Raw genomic sequence first — 24,353 nt, 5'->3', positions numbered from 1 at the left:
AACTTCCACTTCGTCTAGCGGATCTGTCCATGCGCCTCTTCGACTGCGATCACTGCGGCCAACCGGTTTATTTCGACAATCGCAACTGCGTCCACTGCGGTTACAAACTGGCTTTCGTTCCGGAAAAGCTCGCCATCATGGCTCTGGAGCAGGACGAGATGGTTGCGGGTCCCGACGCCCCCGTGGCGGACCCGACCTGGCACCTGTTCGGTGACCTCGACAGCAAGGTGAGGCTCTGTGCCAACAGCAGCCTGGATATCTGCAACTGGACGGTCGTTGCCGAGGACCCGAACCCGTTTTGCCCGGCTTGCCGGCACAACCGCCTGGTGCCTGACGCCTCGACCGAGGAGGGGCTCGACCAGTGGCGTCGCATCAGCCAGGCGCAGCGCCATCTGTTCTATTCGCTGATGAAATGGAACCTGCCGCGCACCAACCGCGAAGAAGATCCGCAGGGCGGCCTCGTCTTCGATTTCCTGATCGACGAGATCCAGCCGGATGGAACGGTGAAGCCCGCCATGACCGGCCACGAAGACGGCCTCATCGCCATCCGCGCTGCCGAAGCCGACGACGCGACGCGCGAGCAGATCCGAATATCCATGAACGAGCCTTATCGCACGATGCTTGGCCATTTCCGCCACGAGACCGGCCACTACATCTGGGACAAGCTTATCCGCGACGGCGGCAGGACCGATGCATTCCGCGCCGTGTTCGGCGACGAGACGATGGATTATGCCGACGCGTTGCGCCGCAACTACGAAGAAGGCCCGCCGGTTGGCTGGCAACAGTCCTATATCAGCACCTATGCGAGCTCGCATCCGTGGGAGGATTTTGCCGAAACCTTCGCCCACTACATCCATATCGTCGATACGCTGGAAATGGCACGCGCCTACGGCCTGTCGATCGATCCGAGACGCCACGGCGAACTGGCGGCAGAAGTTGCGTTCCAGCCCTACGAGGCAGCGAGCGCCGAGCAGCTCGTTCGGGCGTGGATTCCGTTCAGCATGGCATTGAACAGCATCCATAGGGCCATGGGTGTGCCGGATCTCTATCCGTTCATCCTCGCCCCGGCGGTCACCACCAAGCTGCAGTTCATCCACGACATGATCCAGGAAAACCGCCGTCAGCATCCGGGCGCGACTTGGGAAGCCATGAGCGGCGCTGCGATGGCAACGGCTGTGTGATCAGGCTCTATGCACGCGGACGGGCCTGACATCAGGCCTGTCAGGCTGCTCGAAACACAGGTGAGGCTTGGTTGACGAGAGCGATAGCCGGTCTCCCTCATCCCCGCCACAAGGGCAGGATGAGAAAGTCGGAACTCAAGCCCGTTTCGTCAGCGGAAACCGTTCTTTCAGGAGTCGGCCAATCGCATCCGTCGTCGCCGGCGGGCCGAACAGGTAGCTCTGTCCGAAATGGCAGCCCATCTTGGCAAGCTCTGCCGCGTCTTCGTCGGTCTGGATGCCCTCAGCCACCACGTCCATCTCGAGCGCCCGCGCCATGGCGATGACCGAGCGCAGAAGCACAGCACGCTTGTCGGTGGCATCGCGCACCAACGACTGGTCGAGCTTGATAGTGTCGAACGGGAACTGCGTGAGATAGCCGAGCGAAGAGTAGCCGGTACCGAAGTCGTCGAGCGCGAGGCTGAGGCCGGTCTCTTTGAGCTTGGCCAGAACAAGACGCGCCTGTTCCGGGTTCTCCATCATCAGCGACTCCGTCAGCTCCAGCTTGAGCTGGCCCGGCGCCACCTGCGTCCGCTGCAACAGCGCCCGGACGTCATTGTAGAGATCGGCGTTCAGGAGCTGCGCACTCGAGACGTTAACGGATACGAAGATCGGCAGCGAACCGGTTTGTGCCTGCCAGGACGTGAGGTCTGAGGCCGCCCGTTCCATCGCAAAGAGGCCGAGAGGGCCGATCAGGTCCGACATTTCGGCGATCGGAATGAATTCGGAGGGCGGAATGCTGCCGCGTTTTGGATGTTCCCAACGCATCAGCGCTTCGAAGCCGGCGATCTCGCCATCCACAAGCCTGATGATCGGCTGATAGGCGAGTGTCAGTTCGCGTCGCTCGATGGCGCGGCGAAGGTCAGTTTCGATCTGCAGACGATCTGTACCGGTCGAGCGGAATGCCGGACGGAACGGTTCGACGCGATTGCCGCCGGCGCGCTTGGCCCGGTACATCGCCAGTTCCGCATCGGCGAGAAGTCCCGGGGCGCTTTCCTGCTGATCTACCCAGGAGGCTAGGCCGATCGAGGCGGTGAGCACGATCTCGCGGTTGGCAAAGTTGATCGGCACCATGATTGCCTTGGACACCGCATCGGCGAAATCCGCGACCTTGCCCGGGTCCCGCTCGGACACAAGGATGAGGCCGAACTGGTCGCCGGCAAGCCGTGCCAGCGTATCCTGTGGCTTCAAGAGACGACGCAGGCGCCGCGTCAGCGCGATCAGAATGTTGTCGCCTGCGGCAATTCCAAGCGAGTCGTTGACCTGCTTGTAGCGGTCGATATCGATCGCCATGACGGTAGGGCGCAGATGCCCGTCGCTGGGTGCCAGCGTCAGTACCGATTGCAGACGGTCGAGGAACACCTGGCGGTTCGGCAACCCGGTCAGGTTGTCATGCATCGCGTCCTGCAGCAGACGCTCGATCGAGTTCTTCTGCTCGGTCACGTCGATGACGGTGCCGACGCAGCGGATGATTTCGCCGTTTGAGCCGAGCACCGGCCGTGCGCGGATCTGCAGCCAGTGGAAATGCCCGTCTTCCGCGCGAATCCGGAATTCGTGGTTCAACCGGCCGCGGCGATGTTCCAGCAGCACGTCCAGCGTGGCGCGGAACCGGTCGCGGTCATCGGGATGAAGCCGCGGCAGCCAGTTGCGCACCGGCCCGTGCATGGAGCCTTGCTCGAGGCCGAGCCGCGTCGAGATGTCGGGCGTAGTCACCACGCGGTCGCGCGCCACATCCCAGTCCCACACGGTGTCGCCCGAACCGGTCAGCGCCAGCGACTGCCGCTCCAGATCGGAAAACAGACCCTGCTGGTAGGCGCCGCCGGCAAAGGCGTGCTGCATCACGGTAAAGCCGATCAGAAGCACGATCAGAACCAGTCCGCCGCCAAGCGCCGGCTGCACGATGTCGTTGTCGAGCTGGCCGGTCACCGTCAGCCATCCCCCGAACAGCCAGACCAGCAGCAGCGCCCAGGTCGGCACCAGAAGGATGGCGCGGTCATAGCGGTTGAAGCCGAGATAGACGATCAGGAGGATGCCGACAGTGCCGGTCAACGCAAACGAAAGCCGCGCGATACCGGATGCGACAGACGGATCGTAGATCGCCACACCGCCGAGGAGCACGAGGCCGGCCACCCAGGCAAGCGTCGCATAACCCAGGTGCACGTGCCAGCGGTTGAGGTTGAGATAGGTGAACAGAAAGATGACGAGCGACGAGGCAAGCGCCACTTCGGCTGCGGCACGCCATATTCGCTCGTCGGACGATGTCACGCTGATGAGCTTGTCGAGAAACCCGAAGTCGACGCAGATATAGGCAAGCACCGCCCAGGCAAGGGCTGCCGCCGCCGGCAGCATGGAGGTTCCCTTGACCACGAACAGGATGGTCAGGAACACCGCAAGCAGACCGGCAATGCCGAGCACGATGCCCTTGTAGAGCGTGAACGAGTTGACCGAATCCTTGTAGGCATCCGGTTGCCAGAGATAGATCTGCGGCAGCGCCGGCGTCGAAAGCTCGGCGACGAAGGTGATCGTGGCGCCCGGATTGAGCGTGATGCGGAACACGTCGGCATCGGGGCTGGCGATACGGTCGAGCGCAAACCCTTCGGATGGCGTGATAGAGATGATGCGCTGCGAGCCGAGATCCGGCCAGAAAACCTTGGAATTCACCAGCCTGAAATGCGGCGCGACGATCACCCGCTCCAGCTGCTCTTCGGAAACGTTGGAAAGCGCGAACACTGCCCAGTCGCCCTGGTGCGACGGCGAAGACGCGCGCACCTCGATGCGGCGACGGATACCGTCGGCAGCAGCGGCGGTGGATACCTGAAAGGCCTCGCCCTGGTTGGCGTAGATGTCGGTCGTGCGGGTCAGGTCGAGCGCGGTGTCGTCGCGCGAGATTTTCACCGGCTCGGCCGCCTGTGCAAACGTCGCCGCTGCAAAAAACATCAGGACAGCGGAAACGATTCCAAGAACCGACGGCAGGCGCGGCATGGCCGAGAAACTCATGTGACGCAGCATCATGTGTTCAGCATTTTCGCAAATTCACCATCTTCTGGCAGTCGGGAGAAAATCACGTGGTCGCGCCACTCGCCATTGATCTTGAGATATTTCCGCAAAAGACCTTCCCGCTCGAATCCGGCCTTTTCGAGAAGCCGGATGCTTTTCCAATTGTCCGGAATACAGGCTGCCTCGATCCGGTGCAACTGAAGTCCGCCGTAGATGTAGGGGATAGCCATCTCCAATGCGGCCAACATATGGCCTTGGCCCGAATGTTTCTCGCCCATCCAGTAGCCGACCATGCAGCTTTGCGACGCGCCGCGGCGGATATGGCCGATCGTCAGGCCCCCCAAAAGCTCCATCGTGTCGCGGCGGAAAAGCAGCATCGGCATGGCAACGCCTGACGCATGTTCCTGGGTGGCGCGCACCACGCGAGCGCGAAACGCCGATTCCGTCAGCTCGTCAGGGCGCCAGGTCGGCTCCCACGGCTGCAGGAACGCCCGGCTTTGCGACCGCAGCGTCATCCAGGCCTTGTAGTCGGCATAAAGCGGCAGGCGCATGATGTGGCGCTCGCCTGAAATCTCCGGTGTGTCCGGATGTCGCGATAGGAACCGAAACACGGACTTGGCCATGGTGCTTGTGTGCTCCGGGCAGGGCAGGCGGCTTGATCAGCCGGCCGCCGTCTTGGTTGTCACGCCGGGTGAGGAAAGCGACGCGGCGATCTCGTCGATCGAGGGCAGTTGTGCGATCGGCCCAACCGCCGAAAGCGTCGGGATCGTGTCGAAGAACAGCCGTCCGGCAAGATCGGTCAGCCGCTGGGTGGTGATACCCTCCAGGCGCTCCATCATCTCGTCATTGGGGATCGGCTTGCCGTAGAGCATCATCTGGCGGGCGATCTGGCCAGCGCGGGCGGCAGGGCTTTCCTGTCCCATCAGAAGCTGGGCACGGATCTGCGCGCGGGCCCGGTCGATTTCCGCCTGATGGATCTGCTCGGATGCCTTGCGCAGCTCTTCGACGACGACAGGCACGAGGTTCGGCAACTCGTCGCCGTTCGTCGCGGCATGGACGCCGAAAATGCCCGTATCGGAAAAGCCCCAGTGGAACGCATAGACCGAATAGCAAAGGCCGCGGCGCTCGCGCACTTCCTGGAACAGCCGCGAGGACATGCCGCCGCCGAGGATGTTGGCAAGGATCTGCGAGCAGTAGAAGTCCCGCTGGTGATAGGCCTTGCCCTCGAAGCCGATCAGCAGCTGGGCATCCATCAGGTCGCGGTCTTCGCGGGTGTCGCCGCCGATATAGTGGGCGGGCTCGAGGACGGGCGTCGCACTCGGCATGGTCGGCAGGCTGGCGAACCGCTCCTCGACCTGCTTGCAGAACACCTGGTGATCGACAGCGCCGGCCGCGACGATGAACATCCGGTCGGTCGTATAATTGCGCGAGAGATAGCCGCGGATCTGCGGCGGCGTGAACCCTTTTACCGTCTCCGGCGTGCCGAGAATGGCGCGCCCGATCGTCTGGCCGCGATAGGCGACTTCGGAAAAGCGGTCGAACACCACGTCGTCGGGCGTGTCGTTGGCCGCGCCGATTTCCTGCAGGATGACGTGCTTTTCGCGGCGCAGCTCTTCCTCGTCGAATTCCGATTCCGTCAGGATATCGGCAAGGATATCGACCGCGAGCGGCACGTGGTCCTTGAGCACCCTTGCGTAATAGGATGTGGTTTCGGTCGAAGTCGCGGCATTGAGTTCGCCGCCGACATCCTCGATCTGCTCGGCGATATCGCGGGCACTGCGCCTCGCTGTGCCCTTGAACGCCATGTGCTCGAGAAGATGCGCGATGCCGTGCTCGTTCTCGGTCTCGTTGCGGGCTCCGGACTTGATCCACACACCGAGCGCGACGCTCTCCAGGTGTGGCATGGTCTCGGTCACGACTGTGAGCCCGGAGGGGAGCCGGGTGATTTCAACATTCATATTCACGTCTTCGCGTCTTTCCGGCACTGCCGATAACTGGCTCAATTGGCCCGTGCGTGGTCGCCGATGAATGTTTCAACGGCCTTCAGCTCGGCGTCCAGCGTATCGAAGCGCTCCTCCCTTTGCATCAGATCAGCGAGCCATGATGGAAGTGCCGGATCAATTCCGCAAGCGGATTTTACCGCCGCCGGGAATTTGGCGGGGTGCGCCGTGGCCAATGTCACCATCGGGCTGCCGGGTCGAGCGTTCTTCTGAGCCACGAAAACACCGGTCGCCGTATGCGGGTCGAGCAGGTATCCGGTGGCTTCCAGCGTCTCACGGATTGTCTCGGCAACCTGCTCCTGCGTGGCGCGGCCGGCGCGGAATTCGCGCTTGATCGCCTTCAGCGCTTCCGGCTTGATTTCGAACGCACCCGATTGCTTCAGGCTCGCCATGGATGAGCGCACGGCGCTCGGATCGCGGCCATAGGCTTCAAACAGAAGCCGCTCGAAATTCGACGAGATCTGGATATCCATCGACGGCGACGTGGTCGCCATCACCCCCTGCATCTCGTAGCGCCCGGTCTTCAGCGTGCGGGCAAGAATGTCGTTGTCATTGGTGGCGATCACCAGCCGGTCGATCGGCAGGCCCATCTTCTTGGCCACGTAGCCTGCAAAAATATCGCCGAAATTGCCTGTCGGCACCGTGAACGATACCTTGCGATCCGGTCCGCCGAGCGAAACAGCAGCTGTAAAGTAATAGACCACCTGCGCCATGATGCGGGCCCAGTTGATCGAGTTGACGCCCGAAAGCTTCACCCGGTCGCGGAAGGCGACATCGTTGAACATCTCTTTCACGATGTTCTGGCAGTCGTCGAAATTGCCCTTGAGCGCCACCGCATGCACGTTGGATGCGGTCGACGAGGTCATCTGGCGCTGCTGCACCGGCGATACCTTGCCTTCGGGAAAGAGGATGAAGATATCGGTCCGGTCGCGCCCGGCAAAGGCATCGATCGCCGCACCGCCCGTATCGCCCGATGTCGCGCCGACGATCGTCGCGCGCTCGCCGCGCTCGGCCAGAACATGATCCATCAGCCGCGCCAGCAGCTGCATCGCCACATCCTTGAAGGCAAGCGTCGTGCCGTGGAAAAGCTCGAGAACGAAATCGTTCGGGCCGGTCTGCACGAGCGGTACGACCGCCGGATGACGGAAGGTCGCATAGGCCTCGTTGATCATGGTCTTCAGCTTGTCGTCCGGAATTTCCCCGTCGACAAAATGCTTGAGGATCTCGAAAGCCACTTCCGCATAGGACTTTCCGCGCAGATTGCGGATGTCCCGCTTGGACAGCTGCGGCCAGTGGCGCGGCAGGTAAAGACCACCGTCGCGGGCAAGGCCGGCCAGCAGTGCATCACGAAAGCCGAGAGCGGGCGCTTCGCCCCGGGTAGAAATGTAGTCCACGACCGATAATCCCCAATCGATTTTTATTCGCGCCGCTGGTATAGACGATTGAAATCTGCGGTGAAAGACTGGAAAACGGCGCTGCGTTACGCCATGAGCATGTTTGGCGCGGCAAGCCGGTCAAAAGGGATGGAACAAGGTTGAGTATTGTGTTTGGCAAGATTTCCCATGGTCTCGTAACGGTATCCCTCCTGACGGCGCTCGCCGGCTGCAACTCGTCCTCTCCGGCGGGTGGCCTTGCGCCGACGGCACAGGCTGAAACCCCGGCGGTGGTGCAGGCCTATTGCCCGCAGGTCGTTCTGCGCGAGCAGACGGCGATACGCCAGGAATACGCGCGTGGCGGTCAGGATGATCCGCAGAAGCTCGTCTACCAGGCATCGCTTGCCGACGCGACGCGTCAGTGCACGGCCAACGAAACGACGATGACCATCAATGTCGTGGTCCAGGGCCGCCTCGTCGACGGACCTGTTGGCGCGCCGGGCCGCGTTACTTTGCCGATCCTGGTCGAGGTCGTCGATGGCGACAACACGATCTACTCGCAGAAGGTCGCCTATCCGGTCGATCTTCCGGCCGGCGGCACGCAGTTCATCTTCCAGAAGGCGGATGTGCAGATCCCGAACGCGCAGGGCGGCGCATCGCGCTTCACCCGCGTCCGCGTCGGTTTCGACAATGGCGCACCCGGCAAGAAGCCCGCACGCCGCAGCTAAGCCTGCGGCCACTCCGGTCGGGCGCTGACGGCGCCCGTTTAATCTTCGGTTAACCATAAATCCGTACCCAGTATGTGAAGATCGTCAAGGGCGCGTCGCCCACGACCATTCGAGACAGGGTTTGGGATGATTGCTCCAGCTATCGTGGCGGACGCGAAGCGGCGTCTGCGGCTTTGCACCGCTATCGTCACGCTGGCAGCGGTTGCGCCCGGTGGCGCTTGCGCGCAATCGGTCTGGACCGGAGCTTCCGACAACGATTTCGCAAACGGCGCAAACTGGACGACGGCCCCGGCAGCCCCCGGCGTATCGGACGCAGCCTCGATCGGCTCCGGCGCGCCGACAGTCGCAAGCGGCACGGCCGTCAATACGCTCGATGTGTCCGGCGGCACGCTTCATGTCGATGCAGATCTGACAGCGACGAGCGGCACGACCCTGTTCGACATGGGACGCATCGAGATCTCGCAAAGTGGCACGCTGACATCAGACGTCACGATGTCATCAGGCTCTCTTTCCAACTCGGGCACGCTCAACGGCGACCTTGCATCCTCGGGTGGCGAAGTCGTCAACGACGGCACGATCGACGGCCGCACGACGCTGTCCGGCGATGCGCAGATGACCAACAATTTCGTCGTCACTGATGTCGATGTCGAAGCGACGGCCCGGTTCGTCAACAATTCCGGCGCCACGGCCGGCGCGGTCACCAATGCGGGCACGACCTCCAACGCCGGCACGATCGCGTCGCTCACCAATACCGGCGGATCCTTCACCAACAATGACGGCGGCACGGTCACCGGCGATACGGTCGTCTCGGGCGGCACCGTCACCAACAACTTCGTCGTCACCGACGTCGATGTCGCGGCGACCGCCAGTTTCGTCAACAATTCCGGCGCTTCGGCAGCAGCCGTCACCAACGCGGGCACGGCGTCCAATGCCGGCACTGTGGCATCGCTTGCCAATACCGGCGGCAGCTTTACCAACAACGGAACCATTTCAGGCGCAACGTCACTCGAGGGCGGCACGCTCACCAACAATTTCGTGGTGACGACGGTCGATGTGGCGGCGGCTGCGATCTTCGTCAACAATTCAGGTGCCACGGCCGGCGAGGTCACCAACTCAGGCAATGCCTCGAACGCCGGCACGATCGCCTCGCTCACCAATACCGGCGGCACCTTCACCAACAACGACGGCGGCGAAATCACCGGAAGCACAACCGTGACAGGCGGCACGGTCACCAACAATTTCGTCGTCACCGACGTGGATGTCGCGGCTTCCGCCAGCTTCGTCAACAATTCCGGCGCGGTCGCCGGCGATGTCACAAACGCCGGAACCTCATCCAACGACGGCACCATCGCTTCGCTCACCAACACCGGTGGCAGCTTTTCCAACACCGGCGAGATCAGTGGCGATGCGACGGTCACAGGAGGAACGCTCGTCAACGACGGCACGATCGGCGGCGCGATCGATATCGGCACGGATGGCATGCTGTCAGGCACAGGCGAGATCGGTGGCCTCACCGTCAGCGACGGCGGTACGCTTTCACCCGGCCCGGGTATCGCAACACTTGCCGTCAACGGCGACGTCACCTTCGAAGCCGGCTCGACCTATCAGGTGGAAACGGAAGCAGACGGCACGTCCGACAGCCTTGCCGCAACCGGTTCCGTCAGCATCGAAGGCGGCACGGTAAAGGTTCTCGCGGGTAGCGGCACTTATTCACCCGCTACGACCTACACGATCATCACAGGCGAAAGCGTTACCGGCGCCTTCGACGATGTCATCACCGACCTCGCCTTCCTGTCGCCCATCCTTGCCTATGGCGCCGACGATGTGACGCTGAGCCTCTACCGGAACGATGTCGATTTCGCCGATGTCGCGAACACCGCCAATACCCGCGCAACGGCTACAGCGGTCCAATCGCTCGGAACCGAAAACGATATCTTCCTCGGCGTTCTCCAGCAAAACGCCGACGGCGCACGCGATGCCTTCTCGCAGCTTGGCGGCGAGATCCACGCCTCGCTGAAAACCCAGCTTTTGAGCGACAGCCGGCTCGTCCGGGACGCAATCGTCGACCGCGTCAACGGTGCCGTCCCGATCCGCTCATCGGCCGATGGTGCGACCAGCTTCTGGGCAACCGGCATCGCTGCATCAGGGCAATTGCGCAGCGACGGCAACGCGGCGGGCATCGACAGCCATGCGGCGGGAGTGATCGCAGGCTTCGACGGGCAGGCCTCCGATCACTGGCGGCTCGGCGGATTGTTCGGCTACAGCAATGCCTCCTCGGGCAGCGAAGCGGACTGGGAAAGCTATCATGCCGGGCTCTACGCCGCCGCAAACTGGGGAGACGTTGCCCTCACATCAGGCGCGGTCTATTCCGAAAACCGCATCTCGACGTCACGCAGCGTCGACTTCGGCACGTTCACCGACGATCTTCAAGCCGATTACAGAGGTGCCACCCGCCAGCTGTTTACCGACCTGTCCTGGAAGACAACGGCAGGTCCCGTGACGCTGCAGCCCTTCGCGAGCCTTGCCTATGTCAATCTCGACACCGATGGTTTTCGCGAAAAGGGCGGGGCGGCCGCTTTGACGGGGAATGGCGAAACGGACAACATCGCCCTTTCCACATTCGGCCTTCGCTGGTCGGCGCAAATGCCGGTCGAGGACCTGCCGCTCACCGTCTCAGGCATGCTCGGCTGGCGCCACGCAATGGGCGACCTGACGCCCGCATCGCGGCTCGCTTTTGCCAGCGGCGGCAGTCCGTTCATGCTCGAAGGCGTGGCGCTGCCGCGTGACACGGCAGTCGTCGAAGCATCGGTCACCGCGCAGGTTTCAAAATCCGCACGGCTGAAGCTCAGCTATTCCGGCGAATTTGCCCATTCGCTGACGAGCCATACCGCGAAGGCCAGCCTTGCGGTGAAGTTCTAGATCCCGCCCCATTCACCAAGTGCGGCGATTACCGCCGGCAGGTCGCTCATCCGCGAAATCACCGTTTCGGCACCGGCATCCGTCAGCCGGTCGGCATGGCTCGGATAGGTATGCGATGCGCCGGTAAAGCCCACCACCCGCATTCCGGCCGTGCGTGCGCCATGGACGCCATGCGTGGAATCCTCGATCACCAGGCATCTGTCAGGCTCGACGCCGAACTGCTTTGCGCCGTGTAGAAAAATGTCCGGCTTCGGCTTCACCCGGTCGGGACCGAGGTCCTTGGCGGAATAGATATGGTTTTCGAAATAGGGCTTGAGCCCCACCTTGGTCAGCATCATGTCCAGCCGCTGGCTCGATGAATTCGAGCAGATGCAGCGCTGCGTGGTCAGCCGCGCCAGCGCGAACTTGACGCCGTCGATGATCTTGACGCTGCGTTCCAGCCGCTGGTCGAGCAGCTTTTCCGATTTGTCGAGCAGGGAGGCCGATAGCGGAATATCCGCTTCCTGTTCCACCTGCAGAAGAATGTTCTTCCAGGTCATACCGGCGAAGCGCTCGCCCATTTCCTCGACGCTGATCGGATAGCCCGCTTCCGTCAGCAGCCGGGATTCGACCTGTGCCGCGATGATTTCGGAATCGACGAGCACGCCGTCGCAATCGAAGATGATGAGGTCGAAGCCGCTCATGATGGATACTCTTTGATGAAAGAAGGTGAGGGCGATCTACACGAGGGCAGCGCCGGAAACAATGCGGAGGGCGATTTCCTCTACCGCCAAAGCGGCAACAACACGGCGCGCCTCAGAAACCGTAGCGCGCCTCGGCAAGATCGATCTCGCGAACGAGCTTGCGTGCGATCTCCTCGGAAATCTTGCGCCGGCGGCCGAGCCTGAACAGCTCGTCGCGTTCGGCGCGAAGCGCAGCCAGCCTGAACCGCTTGTCGACCTCCTCCATCTTGCGCAACAGCTCTGCCTCGTCCCCCAGCTTGGAACGGCCCTCGATCCGCTGCCGGTAGAGTTCCATCAGCCGCGTGCCGACCTCGCCGTAAAGATCAGCGTCGGTGCGGCCTTCGCTCATCGCATGCTGCAGTTTCTCGATCATCCGGATCGCAGCCTCCGCCGCAGCAATCCGGGCATTGTCCTCTTCCTGGTGGTGATCATCCTCCGGCGGCAGTTCGAGGTTCTGGAGAAGATAGGGAAGGCCGATGCTGGCCGCCGTCAGCGACAGGATGATCACCCCGGCTGCCAGGAATATCACCAGATCGCGCGCCGGAAACGATGTGCCGTCGTTCATGGCAAGCGGCAGGGTAAGGATACCCGCAAGCGTGATCGCACCGCGCACGCCGGCAAGCGACATGGCCGCCAGCAGCCGCCAGTGCGGCTTGCGGATCGCCTCTCCGCGACGCGCGGCGCGATAGAGGGTAAAGCGCAAGGAGACCCACACCCAGGCAAACCGCAGGGCCGCGAGTGCGGTGGTAATCACCGCCACATAGGCGATCAGCCAGATCGGGTGGAGGTGGCCGGTCTCGGTGACGATCCTGGCGGCGCCCGAGACGATGCCCGGCATCTGTTCGCCCAGCAGCACGAAGATGATGCCGTTCAGCGCAAACTGCACCGTATCCCACACCGCGTAGCGCCGCATGCGGGTGGCAGCCATCGTCTGGCCGCGCAGTTCGGCAAAGCTCATGGTGATACCGGCCGAAACGGCTGCCAGAATACCGGAACAATGCAGGTGTTCGGCCAGAAGATAGGCGCCGAACGGAATGAGCAGGCTGATCAGGATCTGCGCGCCGGGCTCTTCGCCCAGCTTGCGCGACACGTAATACTTTGCCTTCATCACCACGAATGTGGTGCCAAAGCCGATCAGGATGCCGCCGATCGCCACCCAGAGGAAGGTGCCCACCGCATCCGCCAGCGAGAACACGCCGGTCAGCACGGCGGCCACCGCAAACTGCATGCAGACAAGGCCCGACGCATCGTTGAGCAGCGATTCGCCCTCCAGAATATGCATCAGCCGGCCAGGGATCGGCACCCGCGCGGCAATCGCCGAGACCGCGATCGGATCGGTTGGCGAGAGAATGGCGGCGAGCGCGAAGGCGACCGCAAGCGGTATCGCCGGGATCATCCAGTGGACCAGAAAGCCGATCAGGATCACCGTGAACACGACAAGCCCGAGCGCCAGTTCAAGGATCACCGCCTTGTCGCGAAACAGCCCTTCCTTAGGAATGCGCCAGCCATCGAGAAACAGTAGCGGCGGCAGAAACAGGAGGAAGAAGAAATCCGGATCGAGCTGCACCGCAGACCCCGTCACGCCGGCGATCGCGGCCCCGAGCGCGATCTGCACCAGCGGCAGCGGAATGCCGACCGGCGAAAGCCTCGCAAGCGTACCGCTCAGAACCACGGCGAGAAGCAGGACCAGGGCAATGGTGATGCTTTCCATGGTGGCACTCCTATCCGTTCCGCTTCGGGCCTGAATAGGAAATGGGAATGGATGAGGCAAGAGCCGGGAAGGGCGGTGCGACCTTTACGCCCGGCTCAGTCGTTCCTGCAGACCCAGCATCGCGGATTTGAGCGGCGGTAGGTCATGCGCGATGACGTCCCAGATAAATTGGTCCATCAGAACACCTGCACCGAAGCGGCTTCGATCCGGTCCTTCAGCCTTGGATGCAGACTGTTGCGGGTGGTAACATCGATGTCGGCCGCGAGTTCATCCTCGAGAAACAGCTTGATCCCGACAAGATCGAGCAGAGAGAACTTCTTGCTCTCGTCATAATCGATAAACAGATCGAGATCGCTGTCGGGTCCGGCTTCGTCGCGGGCAACCGAGCCGAACAGATAAAGCGAGGTCGCGCCGAGCGCCCTGATCGCGTCGGCCTGCCGTCTCAGCTTCTCGATCGCCTCTGCTTCTTTCATGAGTTGTAGCCTAGCGCATCTTCGCGCCGCTTCCCATCATTTTGCTTTTTTCCAGAAACAGGCCACCGGCTTCAGTCTTTGGTAACCAAAATGAGTAACCATAACAGTCAGTAAATTCGTATCCAGTACAGCGTAGCGAGTGTCTCATGGCCGCAGTCCTTCCTTTGATCGACCTCCAGAAACAGGCCCGTCCTCACGCCTGGATGAACTCCATCATCAAGGGCGATTGCGTGGCAGCCCTCGAGGCGCTGCCGGATAAATCGGTGGATGCGATCTTTGCCGATCCGCCATACAACCTGCAGCTCGGCGGCGCCCTGCATCGCCCCGACCAGAGCCTGGTCGATGCCGTCGATGACGACTGGGACCAGTTCGCGTCCTTCCAGGTCTACGATGCCTTCACCCGCGCCTGGCTGCTTGCCTGCCGCCGCGTGCTCAAGCCGAACGGCACGATCTGGGTGATCGGTTCCTACCACAACATCTTCCGCGTCGGCGCAATCATGCAGGACCTGAATTTCTGGCTCCTCAACGATATCGTCTGGCGCAAGACCAACCCGATGCCGAACTTCAAGGGCCGCCGGTTCCAGAACGCCCACGAGACGATGATCTGGGCCAGCCGCGATGCCAAGGCCAAGGGCTACACGTTCAATTACGAAGCGCTCAAAGCCTCCAACGACGACGTGCAGATGCGCTCCGACTGGCTGTTCCCGATCTGCTCCGGCGGCGAACGCCTGAAGGGTGACGACGGCAAGAAGGTTCATCCGACCCAGAAGCCGGAAGCGCTGCTCGCCCGCATCATCATGTCCTGCACCAAGCCCGGCGATGTCGTGCTCGACCCGTTCTTCGGTTCCGGCACCACGGGTGCTGTCGCCAAGCGTCTCGGCCGCAACTTCGTCGGCATCGAACGCGAGCAGGATTACATCGACGCCGCATCCGCCCGCATCGCGTCGGTCGAACCGCTCGGCAAGACGGAACTGACGGTCATGACCGGCAAGCGCGCCGAACCGCGTGTCGCCTTCAATTCACTGGTCGAAAGCGGTCTCGTCAAGCCTGGCCAGATCCTCACCGACGCCCGCCGCCGACACAGCGCCATCATCCGCGCCGACGGCACGCTGACCTCGAACGGCGACGCCGGATCGATCCATCGCCTCGGCGCCAAGGTTCAGGGCTTTGATGCCTGCAACGGCTGGACCTTCTGGCACTACGAGGAGGCCGGCGTTCTGAAGCCGATCGACGACCTTCGCACCATCATTCGCAACGGCCTGCCAAAAGCGGACTGAGCCACCAGTCCCGGGACCAGATCCCATGTCAGCTCGCGAGCTTCCTCTTCCGGTTTTGTACCTCTAGTCCCGGAAGAGGATCATGTGACGCCCGGAGTTTGAAGGCTCCGGGCGTCATCTTTTTTATGGGGCAAATGCACTGATTTCGGGGCCGCAACGACGCAGGCTCTGACCAGAGTAACCCTAAACACCTCCGAATTAGAATGTTTCGGCCCGTCCGCCGATCACCCGGCTAGGTTGCCTGCCGTCCATCCGGGTATTCTGCAGGCCCCTTGATCTCGATCTTATTGCCAAACGGGTCATGGATGTAGAACGAGTGCCCCATGCCCCGGGCGCCGCCATGAAACGCTTCCTGGACGATCTCTACCCCGTGCTTATCGAGATGCGTACGCAGTTCGTCATGGTCGAAAGGGCTGGTCGCAAGACAGACATGATCGACATTGCGCCCACCGGTCACCGGAGGCGCTGCTTTCGTTCCGCCCGGGTGAGTTACATCCCACAAGACGATCAATGACGAGCCGAACCAGACCTGCTCCATCCCCAGTGCCGGATAGGAATAGCCAGGCCGGCACCCCAGGACATCCGTGTAGAACGTAAGCGCACGTTTCATGTCGTCGATCAGAAGAACGATGTGATCAATGCCGACGGGAGCGAATGGAATTGCCATGAGGGGTGCCGGGTTAACGTGAGGTCGATTGCAAAACGAGGTGGGTGGGCCGGGAACTTATATCGTCAGCATACCGGCTACCACCCCCAACGCTCACACCTCGATACCGTGATCCCTCAAAGCCTTCCGCAGCGTTTCCGGATCCGTGAAATGCACAGCGTGCCAGCCAGCGGCGCGGGCGCCTTCGACGTTGGGATAGCTGTCGTCGATGAAGATCGAGGCTTCGGGGGTGAGGCCGAAGTCGCGGGCGTGCTTTTCGTAGATCGCCACATCCGGCTTGATCAGGCCGATCTCGCCCGACACCGTGACGCCGCGCGGCTTGTCGAGAAACGGGAATTTCCGGCGGGCTTCGACGAATGTGTCGGCGGCGAAGTTGGTGAGCATGGTCACGTCGCGGCCGTTCTCGATCAGGCTCTCGAAGATGGCAACCGAGCCGTCATAGGCATGCGGCACCATTTCGTGCCAGTGCTGGCGAAAGGCCCGGATATTGGCTTCCTGTTGCGGATGCTGTTCAAGCAGCAGCGCTTCGGCCTCGCTCCAGCTGCGGCCGCGGTCCTGTTCCAGGTTCCATTCGTGGGTGCAGACGTTGTCGAAGAACCACTTGCGTTCGGTCTCGTCGGGAATGATGCGGCTATAGGGAAGGTTGGGGTCGTAGTGGATCAGAACCTTGCCGATGTCGAAAACGATGTGATCAATCTTGGCCGCCATAGAGGATGTTTCCTGCTGTCAGTTTGGAGCTTTTGCGAAGGCGAGTGGTATAGCTTGGACGATTGCTTTTTTCATGACGGTCGGCAAGGCCTGGTTCTCCAGGCTTTCCACCGGTTCCCACCAGCCATTGTCCACAGCCACCTTGGTCACCTTCGCGCGAAAAATCGAAAGCCGCAGTTCGAAATGGGTGAAGACGTGAATGACCGTACCACAGGTCTGCCAGTCGGCAGACGGGATGGGTGCGTGATCGATCGTCGTGCCGCCATCGAGCCGCGCGGTCCAGGCCGTCGTCGGCACTTCCGTCATGCCGCCTAAAAGTCCGGTCTCGATGCGCTTTCGAAGCAGCACCTCGCCATCAGGCGTCACCGCCACGAAGGCAGCGCCTTGCCGCACCGGCTTTTCCTTCTTTGCGGCCTTCACCGGAAACCGCTCGGGATCGTCGCCGGCCAACGCCAGACAGTCGTCCCGGAACGGACAGAGCGCGCAGGCGGGACGTTTTGGCGTGCAGATCGTCGCGCCGAGGTCCATCATCGCCTGGGCAAAATCGCCCGGCCGGTCTGATGGCGTCAGCTCCACGACCTTTGCCTTCATGGTGGGCTTGGAACCCGGCAGCGGTGCATCGATCGCATAGAGACGCGAAATGACCCGCTCGACATTGCCGTCCATCACAGCCGATTGCCGGTTGAACGCGATCGCGGCAACGGCGGCCGACGTATAGTCGCCGATGCCGGGCAGGGCGCGCAGGCCGTCTTCCGTATCGGGAAACACCCCGCCATGATCGGCTGCAACCGCTTCTGCGCATTTCTTCAGGTTGCGGGCGCGGGCATAGTAGCCAAGCCCCGCCCAGGCCGCCATCACGTCGTCGGAAGGGGCTGCGGCAAGATCGGTCACCTTCGGCCAGCGTTCGAGAAATTTTGCGAAATACGGTTTGACCGCCTGCACCGTCGTCTGCTGCAGCATCACTTCCGATAGCCAGATCCGATAGGGGTCGGGCCGGATCCCGGCTTTTGCAGCCGTCGGGCTGATGCGCCAGGGCAGCTCGCGGTGGTGCCGGTCGTACCAGGCGAGAAGCCTTTCCGCATGGGTCGGGCCATCGGGCGAATTCGTCGTCTTGGGAAGCGTCTGGAGCATCGTTTGCCGTTTGCCGCTGGAATGGCCTATAGGTATGCGTCAATGCGCCGGCATCAAGGACGGCACAACCTCAGGCGGCCAGTTATCCAGCGATGAATGCTCCGAAACCCCCGTTCCGCCGCAAAGGCGCGCTGCAGATCTCCGAAGTGGCGAACGGCATCATCGATCCGGTGCTGGCTCGTCGCGCCGGAATATCCACCGCGTTGCTCGGCTCCTGGGACGAGATCGCCGGCGAGGATTTCGCCGATTGTACGAGGCCTGAAAAGATCGCCTGGTCGCGCTATAACGATGGCTATAGCGAGGGCGGCCATCAGCCGGGCGTCCTCACCATCGCCTGCGAGGGTGCGCGAGCACTGTTCCTCGGCCATGCCCAAGGCGAACTCATCGCCCGCATCAACGCCTTCTTCGGCTTTCCCGCCGTGCGCCAGATCCGCATCGTGCAAAAGCCGGTATCGCAGACCTTCAAGCATCCCCGCAAACTGCAGCCCCTCAAAGGCGAAGCGGCGAAACGGCTGGAGGGCATGATGGAGGGGATCGAAAGCGAAGCGCTGAAGAAAGCCGTCGCCAGGCTCGGCACCGCCGTTCTCCAGCAGAAGCGCAAGTAAGGGGATCTGGCCCACCCTCGCCACCCTCATTCCTGTGCTCGTCACAGGAATCCAGCCCCAAGTCCTTGGGCTGAAATAACTCTTTCCAGCGGGGAATATGCTTCGCCAGAATTGCTCTACTGGTCTTAGAGAAAACTCAGATCAGCAGCATCAATCCGCAGAACTATTCCCTCGCACCGCCATTTCGTCACAATTCTTTGAAGGGATTTAACACTCCACCGCTTGTCGGGGCCAAGGCGCCACGATACGGAATATCAAACTTTTTCAAATCTCGAACACGGGTGTTCCATGCAGTTGAACGATAAGACCATCACCAGACGCGCGCTTCTCGGCGGAGTGGCGGTCACGGCGCTTTGCCTGTCGCTGCCGCTCGGCATCTCCGACGCCTTTGCCCAGGCACTTCCGGAATCGCAGGGCGATGTGGATATGGCGGCGGCGCTGAAGCCTGGCACCCTGCCGGAGATGGCGCTCGGCGAGGAAAACGCCAAGGTCACCGTCATCGAATACATGTCGATGACCTGCCCGCATTGCGCACACTTCCACAACACCACGTTCGAAACGATCAAGAAGAACTATATCGATACGGGCAAGGTTCGCTTCATCATCCGCGAATTCCCGTTCGATCCGGTCGCGACCGCGGCCTTCATGCTGGCCCGCTGCAACCCGCAGAACCCGGCCGAACTTGCAACGTCGGCGCAGTATTACCCGATGGTGTCGATGCTGTTCAAGCAGCAGCGCGCCTGGGCAGCCCCTGCCGACAAGGATGTGCGCGGCGCTCTCCTGCAGTCGGTCAAGCTTGCAGGTTACTCACAGCAGAGTTTCGAAGCCTGCTTGACGAACCAGAAGCTTCTCGACGACATTAATACCGTCGTTAAGCGGGGCAACGAGGAATTCGGCGTCAATTCCACACCGACCTTCCTGATCAACGGCAAGAAATACTCCGGAGATATGACGGTTGACTCCATGTCGAAGCTTTTCGACAGCCTTCTGTAAGATCGCCACCCCGGCGGGTAGGGGACCCGTCGGCGGGAGAAAGGGCGCAGCATGAAATTCAACAAGCTGCGCGTCGTTGGCTTCAAGTCCTTCGTTGAGCCGACGGAATTCATCATCGAGCGAGGGCTGACCGGCGTGGTCGGCCCCAATGGCTGCGGCAAGTCCAACCTTGTCGAAGCGCTGCGCTGGGTGATGGGCGAAAACTCCTACAAGAACATGCGCGCGTCCGGCATGGACGACGTCATCTTTTCGGGCTCGGGCAACCGTCCGGCCCGAAACAGCGCCGAAGTCGGCCTCTATCTCGACAATTCCGATCATACGGCACCCGCCGCCTTCAACGATGCCGACGAGATCCAGGTGTCGCGCCGCATCGAGCGCGAGAACGGCTCGCTCTACCGTATCAACGGCAAGGAAGCCCGCGCCAAGGATGTGCAACTCCTGTTCGCGGATGCCTCGACCGGCGCACGCTCGCCCTCCATGGTCGGACAGGGGCGGATCGGCGAACTGATCAATGCCAAGCCCCAGGCGCGCCGCCAGCTTCTCGAAGAAGCCGCCGGCATTTCCGGCCTGCATTCGCGCCGCCATGAGGCAGAACTTCGCCTGCGCGCCGCCGAGACCAATCTGGAGCGGTTGGAAGATGTCGTCGCCCAGCTGGAAAGCCAGATCGAGAGCCTGAAGCGCCAGGCCCGCCAGGCCAACCGTTTCCGCATGCTGTCGGCCGATATCCGCGCCCGCGAGGCGATGCTTTTGCATATCCGCTTCGTCCAGGCCCGCGAGGCGGAGGCGGAAGCCGAAACCGCCCTCAACCAGGCCACCAATATCGTCGCCGAAAAGGCGCAAGGGCAGATGGAAGCGGCAAAGGCGCAAGCGATTGCCAGCCTCAGATTGCCGGAACTGCGTGAGGACGAGGCGAAGGCCGGTGCCGCCCTGCAGCGGCTGCAGATCGCCCGCGGCCAGCTGGAGGAAGAAGCCGGTCGTCTGCTGCGCCGTCGCGATGAACTGACGCGAAGACTGTCCCAGCTTGCCGAAGACATAAGACGCGAGGAACAGCTCGCCGCCGACAACACCGCTTTCCTCGACAAGCTGGATGGCGAAGAAGCCGAGCTGACCGAGACGCTGGCGGAGTCTGGTGCGGAAGCCGAAGACCTGCGTGAGGACTTCGAGTCAGCTGCCGCAACGCTTGCCGACAGCGAAAAGCTGTTTGCCGCGGTGACCGCCGAACGTGCCGAAGCTTCCGCCGGACGCAACGCGCTGGACCGGCTGATCCGCGATCTCGCCGAACGACGCCAGCGCCTCGACCGGCAGATGGCCGATGCGACGGGCGAACTCGACGCGATCGGACAAAAGCTTGATGGCCTTGACGATCCGGCCGAGCGGCAGGACGCGGTGGAAGCCGCCGAAATCGCCGTCGAAGATGCGACGATCGCGGCCGAAGAAGTCGAGTCGGCGCTCGCCCATGCGCGCTCTAACGAACTGATGGCCCGCGGCCCGGTGGAAGCCGCCCGCTCGGCGCTGAACGCGCTCGAAACCGAAAAGCGCACGATTTCCCGCATGCTCGCCGCAGGCGCCCTGTCCGGTGGCTTCGTCCCCGTCGCCGAAATGATCCGTGTCGACCGTGGCTATGAGGCAGCGCTCGGTGCAGCCTTGGGCGATGATCTCGAAACACCTGTCGATGCATCCGCCTCCGCCCACTGGTCGATCAATGGCGACGGCGCCTCTGATCCCGGCCTGCCGGAGGGTGCGCAAGCCTTGTCGTCCTATGTCACGGCGCCGCCGGAACTGGCGCGCCGGCTCGGGCAGATCGGCGTGATCTCGCAAGACGACGCCGAGAGGCTGATGCCGCTGCTGCGCCCTGGCCAGCGCCTCGTGACCCGAGAGGGTGCCGTCTATCGCTGGGATGGCCATATCTCGGGCTCCGAAGCGCCGGGTGCGGCTGCCCTTCGCCTGTCCCAGAAAAACCGTCTGTCGGAGCTGGAAGGCGAGATCGAAGAGGCGCGCGATATCCTCTCGGAAACCGAGGATGCGCTGGCGCAAGCCGGCTCCGCCATCTCGATTGAGGAAAAACGGCTCGCCGAAGCGCGCGACCGCAGCCGTTTTGCCGCCCGCCAGTTGAGCGATGCCCGCGATGCGCTTGCCGCAGCCGAACGGGCAGCCGGCGATCTCACCCGTCGCCGCGATGTGGTTGCGGAAGCGGTCAGCCAGCTGACCGGCCAGATCGAGGATCTCGGTGTCCAGGAAGAAGATGCGCGCATCGAGCTCGAGGATGCGCCGGATCTCTCCGCCATTGATGCCAAGCTGTTGAACCAGCAAAGCGTCGTCGCCACCGATCGGGGCCGTCTCGCCGAAGCGCGCGCATCCTATGAGGGCCAGAGCCGCGAGATCGAGGTGCGCAAGCGCCGCATCGCCGCCATCGCCCAGGAACGCGCCGCCTGGGTTTCCCGCATCGCCAGCGCCGCCGATCATATCGGCAGCCTGCGCCAGCGCGAGGAAGAGGCGCGCGACGAGATCGCCGATCTCGAAGCAGCGCCTGAAGAATTCGACGAGCGCCGCCGGGCACTGATCAACGAATTGCAAAAGGCCGAAGCCGCCCGCAAGGCTGCCTCCGACCGGCTGGTTGAGGCCGAAACCCGCCAGCGCGAGACCGACCGTATCGCCGCCACGGCCCTGTCGGAACTTGCCGAAGCCCGCGAAAAGCGCGGCCGTGCCGAAGAGCGTCTGGTCTCCGCCGCCGAAAAGCGCCACGAGGGCGAGCTGCGGATCCGCGAGGCGCTCAATGTGGAGCCGCATGACGTGATGCGCATCGCCGGCATCGCGCCCGGTGCCACGCTTCCCGACATCCGCGAGATCGAACGCGAAGTCGATCGCCTCAAAATGGAGCGCGAGCGGCTCGGTGCCGTCAACCTGCGTGCCGAGGAAGAGCAGAAGGAGCTTTCCGACAAGCTCAGCGCGCTGATCCACGAGCGTGACGACATCATCGATGCTATTCGCAAACTGCGTGGCGCAATCCAGAGCCTCAACCGCGAAGGCCGCGAACGCATGCTGGCCGCCTTCGATGTGGTCAACAAGCAGTTCCAGCGGCTGTTCACGCATCTCTTCAATGGCGGCACGGCAGAGCTGCAGCTGATCGAGAGCGACGATCCGCTCGAAGCCGGCCTCGAAATCCTCGCCCGCCCGCCGGGCAAGAAGCCGCAGACGATGACGCTTCTGTCCGGTGGCGAGCAGGCACTGACGGCGATGGCGCTGATCTTTGCCGTCTTCCTCACCAATCCCGCACCGATTTGCGTGCTGGACGAAGTGGATGCACCGCTCGACGACCACAATGTCGAGCGCTACTGCAACCTGATGGACGAGATGGCGGCGTCGACTGAGACGCGATTTATCATCATCACCCACAACCCCATCACCATGGCCCGCATGAACCGACTGTTCGGTGTGACCATGGCGGAGCAGGGTGTATCGCAGCTGGTCTCGGTCGATCTGCAGACGGCGGAACTGCTGCGCGAAGCCAGCTGATAGCAGGCTTTCCCGGTCAACCGGTCGCGGACTCCGTATTTCTACCTACGTCAATTTACTCATATGGGACATCAGCGTCTCGGCGTAGTGTAATTTAACTAAAATCATATTGACGTGTGGTGCCTCGATGCCGCAAGTTCAGCATCGAAGTACCGCCGATATAGAGACCCCCCGCACGGGTTTTCCTGTCCTGTGCGGAAGGCTTTGCGGGGCCGATGTGATCCGGCCCCGCAAAGCGTTTTCATCTCTTTCCGACATCCGCGCCGCAGGCGTCCTTACAGCCCCGTCAGCCGCACATTCGTCCCCCAGGGGTCGAGAATGTCGATATGATCGACAGCCCTCGTGAAGCTAACCGACGCCTGTTTCAGCTTGTCCTTCAGCGCCAGCAGGTCGCTCTTTTCCGCAAATTCCAGCGAGAACCAGTCGAGCCCGGTTTGCGTCTCTTCCCGCATTCCCGCACCGGCGCTCTGCCAGGTGTTGAAGGCGAGGTGGTGATGGTAATGGCCGGACGAGAAGAAGCCCGAGTCGTCCCGGTTGCCGCGTGTCGATGACAGGCCGATCAGATCGCCATAGAAGGCCCGCGCCTTGTCGATCTCGCCGACCCGCAGATGGATATGACCGATCCTGAGGTTGGCGGGCGCTTTTGTGTAGGTGTCGCGGTTGATGTCGGTAGTGGCGACGATATCGTCCACGTCGAGCGCATTGGTGCCCATCGTCACCACCTCGCCCTCCCATGTCCACATTTCGTGCGGCCGATCCCAATAGACCTCGACGCCGTTTCCTTCGGGATCGGTCAGATACACCGCCTCGCTGACGCTGTGATCGGCAAATCCTGTGATCGGAAATTGCCGCTGCGCCACATGCACCAGCCAGCGGGCGAGATCGCCGCGGTCCGGCATCAGGTAGGCGATGTGAAACAGACCGGCAGACCCCGGCGTCTCGAAGGCGGCCTCTGCCGAACGGACGAGATGCAGAAGCGGCGATCCCCCCGCACCCAGCACGACGCGATCGCCGGAAACATCATCCTGCTCGATGATCTCGAGCCCGAGCATGCCCTGGTAGTACGCGGTCATGGATTTGAGGTCCCGCACCCGAAGCGCCGCCTGATCCACATGGACAGGCGTCGTCACGGCAAAGGGCAGGGCAGGTGCAGCGATAGCCGCGCTCGTTCCTTCCGCCAGCAGCGCGCCGTTAAGGGCGGCCGTCGCAGACACGACACCCGCCAGTTTCAAAGCATTCCGTCTCGTGATGGTCATCGAAGGCCCTGCAGGTTCCGGCGGCGTTATAGAGACGCGCTAGCCCATGCGCACGTCACTTTC

General features: G+C 62.4%; 18 protein-coding genes. 7 read left to right on the top strand and 11 right to left on the bottom strand.

The window, feature by feature from the left end; genetic code table 11:
• Positions 1–29 precede the first annotated feature (29 nt).
• Positions 30–1,181, top strand: coding sequence for a zinc-binding metallopeptidase family protein (locus ACQY1L_RS11035; RefSeq protein WP_082471851.1), 1,152 nt, complete (start codon positions 30–32; stop codon positions 1,179–1,181).
• Between the two features lie 135 nt (positions 1,182–1,316).
• On the opposite strand, the gene ACQY1L_RS11030 is transcribed toward ACQY1L_RS11035, so the two are convergent.
• From ACQY1L_RS11030 to thrC, 4 genes are all read right to left on the bottom strand, one after another.
• The gene (locus tag ACQY1L_RS11030; RefSeq protein WP_430243914.1) at positions 1,317–4,154 is read right to left on the bottom strand and encodes an EAL domain-containing protein; all 2,838 of its coding nucleotides are present in this window, start codon (positions 4,152–4,154) and stop codon (positions 1,317–1,319) included.
• A gap of 71 nt (positions 4,155–4,225) precedes the next feature.
• Positions 4,226–4,837, bottom strand: a complete 612-nt coding sequence (locus ACQY1L_RS11025; RefSeq protein WP_062453614.1) for a GNAT family N-acetyltransferase — start codon at positions 4,835–4,837, stop codon at positions 4,226–4,228.
• Between the two features lie 36 nt (positions 4,838–4,873).
• Positions 4,874–6,172 carry a M16 family metallopeptidase gene (locus ACQY1L_RS11020; RefSeq protein WP_430240893.1) on the bottom strand — a complete coding sequence of 433 codons (1,299 nt, stop codon included), beginning with the start codon at positions 6,170–6,172 and terminating at the stop codon, positions 4,874–4,876.
• 41 nt (positions 6,173–6,213) lie between these two features.
• Complete coding sequence (thrC, locus tag ACQY1L_RS11015; RefSeq protein WP_430240892.1) at positions 6,214–7,608, bottom strand: threonine synthase; 1,395 nt, start codon at positions 7,606–7,608, stop codon at positions 6,214–6,216.
• Between the two features lie 149 nt (positions 7,609–7,757).
• Here thrC and ACQY1L_RS11010 point away from each other — a divergent pair, with 149 nt between their 5' ends.
• Together ACQY1L_RS11010 and ACQY1L_RS11005 are read left to right on the top strand one after the other, a co-directional pair.
• Complete coding sequence (locus tag ACQY1L_RS11010) at positions 7,758–8,315, top strand: hypothetical protein (RefSeq protein ID WP_062453611.1); 558 nt, start codon at positions 7,758–7,760, stop codon at positions 8,313–8,315.
• A gap of 126 nt (positions 8,316–8,441) precedes the next feature.
• Complete coding sequence (locus ACQY1L_RS11005) at positions 8,442–11,234, top strand: autotransporter outer membrane beta-barrel domain-containing protein (protein WP_430261855.1); 2,793 nt, start codon at positions 8,442–8,444, stop codon at positions 11,232–11,234.
• Here the strand turns inward: ACQY1L_RS11005 and ACQY1L_RS11000 are convergent.
• The 3 genes from ACQY1L_RS11000 to ACQY1L_RS10990 form a co-directional block, all read right to left on the bottom strand.
• Complete coding sequence (locus ACQY1L_RS11000) at positions 11,231–11,917, bottom strand: HAD family hydrolase (protein ID WP_062579455.1); 687 nt, start codon at positions 11,915–11,917, stop codon at positions 11,231–11,233. The two genes, ACQY1L_RS11005 and ACQY1L_RS11000, sit on opposite strands and share 4 nt — an antisense overlap.
• Before the next feature lie 112 nt (positions 11,918–12,029).
• Entirely contained in the window at positions 12,030–13,667 is a 1,638-nt protein-coding gene (locus tag ACQY1L_RS10995) for a Na+/H+ antiporter (protein ID WP_430240890.1), read from the bottom strand.
• Positions 13,668–13,843: 176 nt separating this feature from the next.
• On the bottom strand, positions 13,844–14,140 hold the full coding sequence (locus ACQY1L_RS10990) for a nucleotidyltransferase family protein (protein WP_430240889.1): 297 nt from the start codon (positions 14,138–14,140) through the stop codon (positions 13,844–13,846).
• A 146-nt stretch (positions 14,141–14,286) separates the two neighbouring features.
• On the opposite strand from ACQY1L_RS10990, the gene ACQY1L_RS10985 reads away from it, so the two are divergent.
• On the top strand, positions 14,287–15,417 hold the full coding sequence (locus ACQY1L_RS10985; RefSeq protein ID WP_062453606.1) for a site-specific DNA-methyltransferase: 1,131 nt from the start codon (positions 14,287–14,289) through the stop codon (positions 15,415–15,417).
• Between the two features lie 232 nt (positions 15,418–15,649).
• Here ACQY1L_RS10985 and ACQY1L_RS10980 read toward each other — a convergent pair whose 3' ends face one another.
• From ACQY1L_RS10980 to mutY, 3 genes are all read right to left on the bottom strand, one after another.
• Entirely contained in the window at positions 15,650–16,084 is a 435-nt protein-coding gene (locus ACQY1L_RS10980; RefSeq protein WP_062579460.1) for a VOC family protein, read from the bottom strand.
• A gap of 93 nt (positions 16,085–16,177) precedes the next feature.
• Positions 16,178–16,792 carry an HAD family hydrolase gene (locus ACQY1L_RS10975; RefSeq protein ID WP_430240888.1) on the bottom strand — a complete coding sequence of 205 codons (615 nt, stop codon included), beginning with the start codon at positions 16,790–16,792 and terminating at the stop codon, positions 16,178–16,180.
• A gap of 18 nt (positions 16,793–16,810) precedes the next feature.
• On the bottom strand, positions 16,811–17,923 hold the full coding sequence (gene mutY, locus ACQY1L_RS10970) for an A/G-specific adenine glycosylase (protein ID WP_430240887.1): 1,113 nt from the start codon (positions 17,921–17,923) through the stop codon (positions 16,811–16,813).
• A gap of 92 nt (positions 17,924–18,015) precedes the next feature.
• On the opposite strand from mutY, the gene ACQY1L_RS10965 reads away from it, so the two are divergent.
• The 3 genes from ACQY1L_RS10965 (at position 18,016) to smc (ending at position 23,034) form a co-directional block, all read left to right on the top strand.
• Entirely contained in the window at positions 18,016–18,528 is a 513-nt protein-coding gene (locus tag ACQY1L_RS10965) for a DUF721 domain-containing protein (RefSeq protein ID WP_430240885.1), read from the top strand.
• A gap of 288 nt (positions 18,529–18,816) precedes the next feature.
• A complete protein-coding gene (locus ACQY1L_RS10960) occupies positions 18,817–19,521 on the top strand; it encodes a DsbA family protein (RefSeq protein WP_113109616.1) in 705 nt (234 codons plus the stop codon).
• Positions 19,522–19,572: 51 nt separating this feature from the next.
• A complete protein-coding gene (gene smc, locus ACQY1L_RS10955) occupies positions 19,573–23,034 on the top strand; it encodes a chromosome segregation protein SMC (protein WP_430240884.1) in 3,462 nt (1,153 codons plus the stop codon).
• 275 nt (positions 23,035–23,309) lie between these two features.
• Here the strand turns inward: smc and ACQY1L_RS10950 are convergent, their stop codons facing one another.
• Positions 23,310–24,290: a VOC family protein gene (locus ACQY1L_RS10950; RefSeq protein ID WP_113109618.1), complete on the bottom strand. Its 981-nt coding sequence runs from the start codon at positions 24,288–24,290 to the stop codon at positions 23,310–23,312.
• Positions 24,291–24,353: the final 63 nt, after the last annotated feature.

Source organism: Neorhizobium sp. DAR64862/K0K3 (assembly GCF_050500185.1).
GTDB classification, from domain to species: domain Bacteria; phylum Pseudomonadota; class Alphaproteobacteria; order Rhizobiales; family Rhizobiaceae; genus Neorhizobium; species Neorhizobium soli.
Note: the sequence above shows the minus strand (reverse complement) of the source record. Positions and strands in the feature narration are given on the sequence as shown.

Bases quoted from the DNA above. Each gene is read 5' to 3' on its own strand.
- ACQY1L_RS10950 (WP_113109618.1), bottom strand. From the start codon at position 24,290: ATGACCATCACGAGACGGAATGCTTTGAAACTGGCGGGTGTCGTGTCT.
- ACQY1L_RS11005 (WP_430261855.1), top strand. From the start codon at position 8,442: ATGATTGCTCCAGCTATCGTGGCGGACGCGAAGCGGCGTCTGCGGCTT.
- ACQY1L_RS10990 (WP_430240889.1), bottom strand. From the start codon at position 14,140: ATGAAAGAAGCAGAGGCGATCGAGAAGCTGAGACGGCAGGCCGACGCG.
- ACQY1L_RS11035 (WP_082471851.1), top strand. From the start codon at position 30: ATGCGCCTCTTCGACTGCGATCACTGCGGCCAACCGGTTTATTTCGAC.
- ACQY1L_RS10980 (WP_062579460.1), bottom strand. From the start codon at position 16,084: ATGGCAATTCCATTCGCTCCCGTCGGCATTGATCACATCGTTCTTCTG.
- ACQY1L_RS10995 (WP_430240890.1), bottom strand. From the start codon at position 13,667: ATGGAAAGCATCACCATTGCCCTGGTCCTGCTTCTCGCCGTGGTTCTG.
- ACQY1L_RS11025 (WP_062453614.1), bottom strand. From the start codon at position 4,837: ATGGCCAAGTCCGTGTTTCGGTTCCTATCGCGACATCCGGACACACCG.
- ACQY1L_RS10985 (WP_062453606.1), top strand. From the start codon at position 14,287: ATGGCCGCAGTCCTTCCTTTGATCGACCTCCAGAAACAGGCCCGTCCT.
- ACQY1L_RS11030 (WP_430243914.1), bottom strand. From the start codon at position 4,154: ATGTTTTTTGCAGCGGCGACGTTTGCACAGGCGGCCGAGCCGGTGAAA.
- ACQY1L_RS10975 (WP_430240888.1), bottom strand. From the start codon at position 16,792: ATGGCGGCCAAGATTGATCACATCGTTTTCGACATCGGCAAGGTTCTG.
- ACQY1L_RS10960 (WP_113109616.1), top strand. From the start codon at position 18,817: ATGCAGTTGAACGATAAGACCATCACCAGACGCGCGCTTCTCGGCGGA.
- ACQY1L_RS11000 (WP_062579455.1), bottom strand. From the start codon at position 11,917: ATGAGCGGCTTCGACCTCATCATCTTCGATTGCGACGGCGTGCTCGTC.
- mutY (WP_430240887.1), bottom strand. From the start codon at position 17,923: ATGCTCCAGACGCTTCCCAAGACGACGAATTCGCCCGATGGCCCGACC.
- ACQY1L_RS11020 (WP_430240893.1), bottom strand. From the start codon at position 6,172: ATGAATGTTGAAATCACCCGGCTCCCCTCCGGGCTCACAGTCGTGACC.
- ACQY1L_RS10965 (WP_430240885.1), top strand. From the start codon at position 18,016: ATGAATGCTCCGAAACCCCCGTTCCGCCGCAAAGGCGCGCTGCAGATC.
- smc (WP_430240884.1), top strand. From the start codon at position 19,573: ATGAAATTCAACAAGCTGCGCGTCGTTGGCTTCAAGTCCTTCGTTGAG.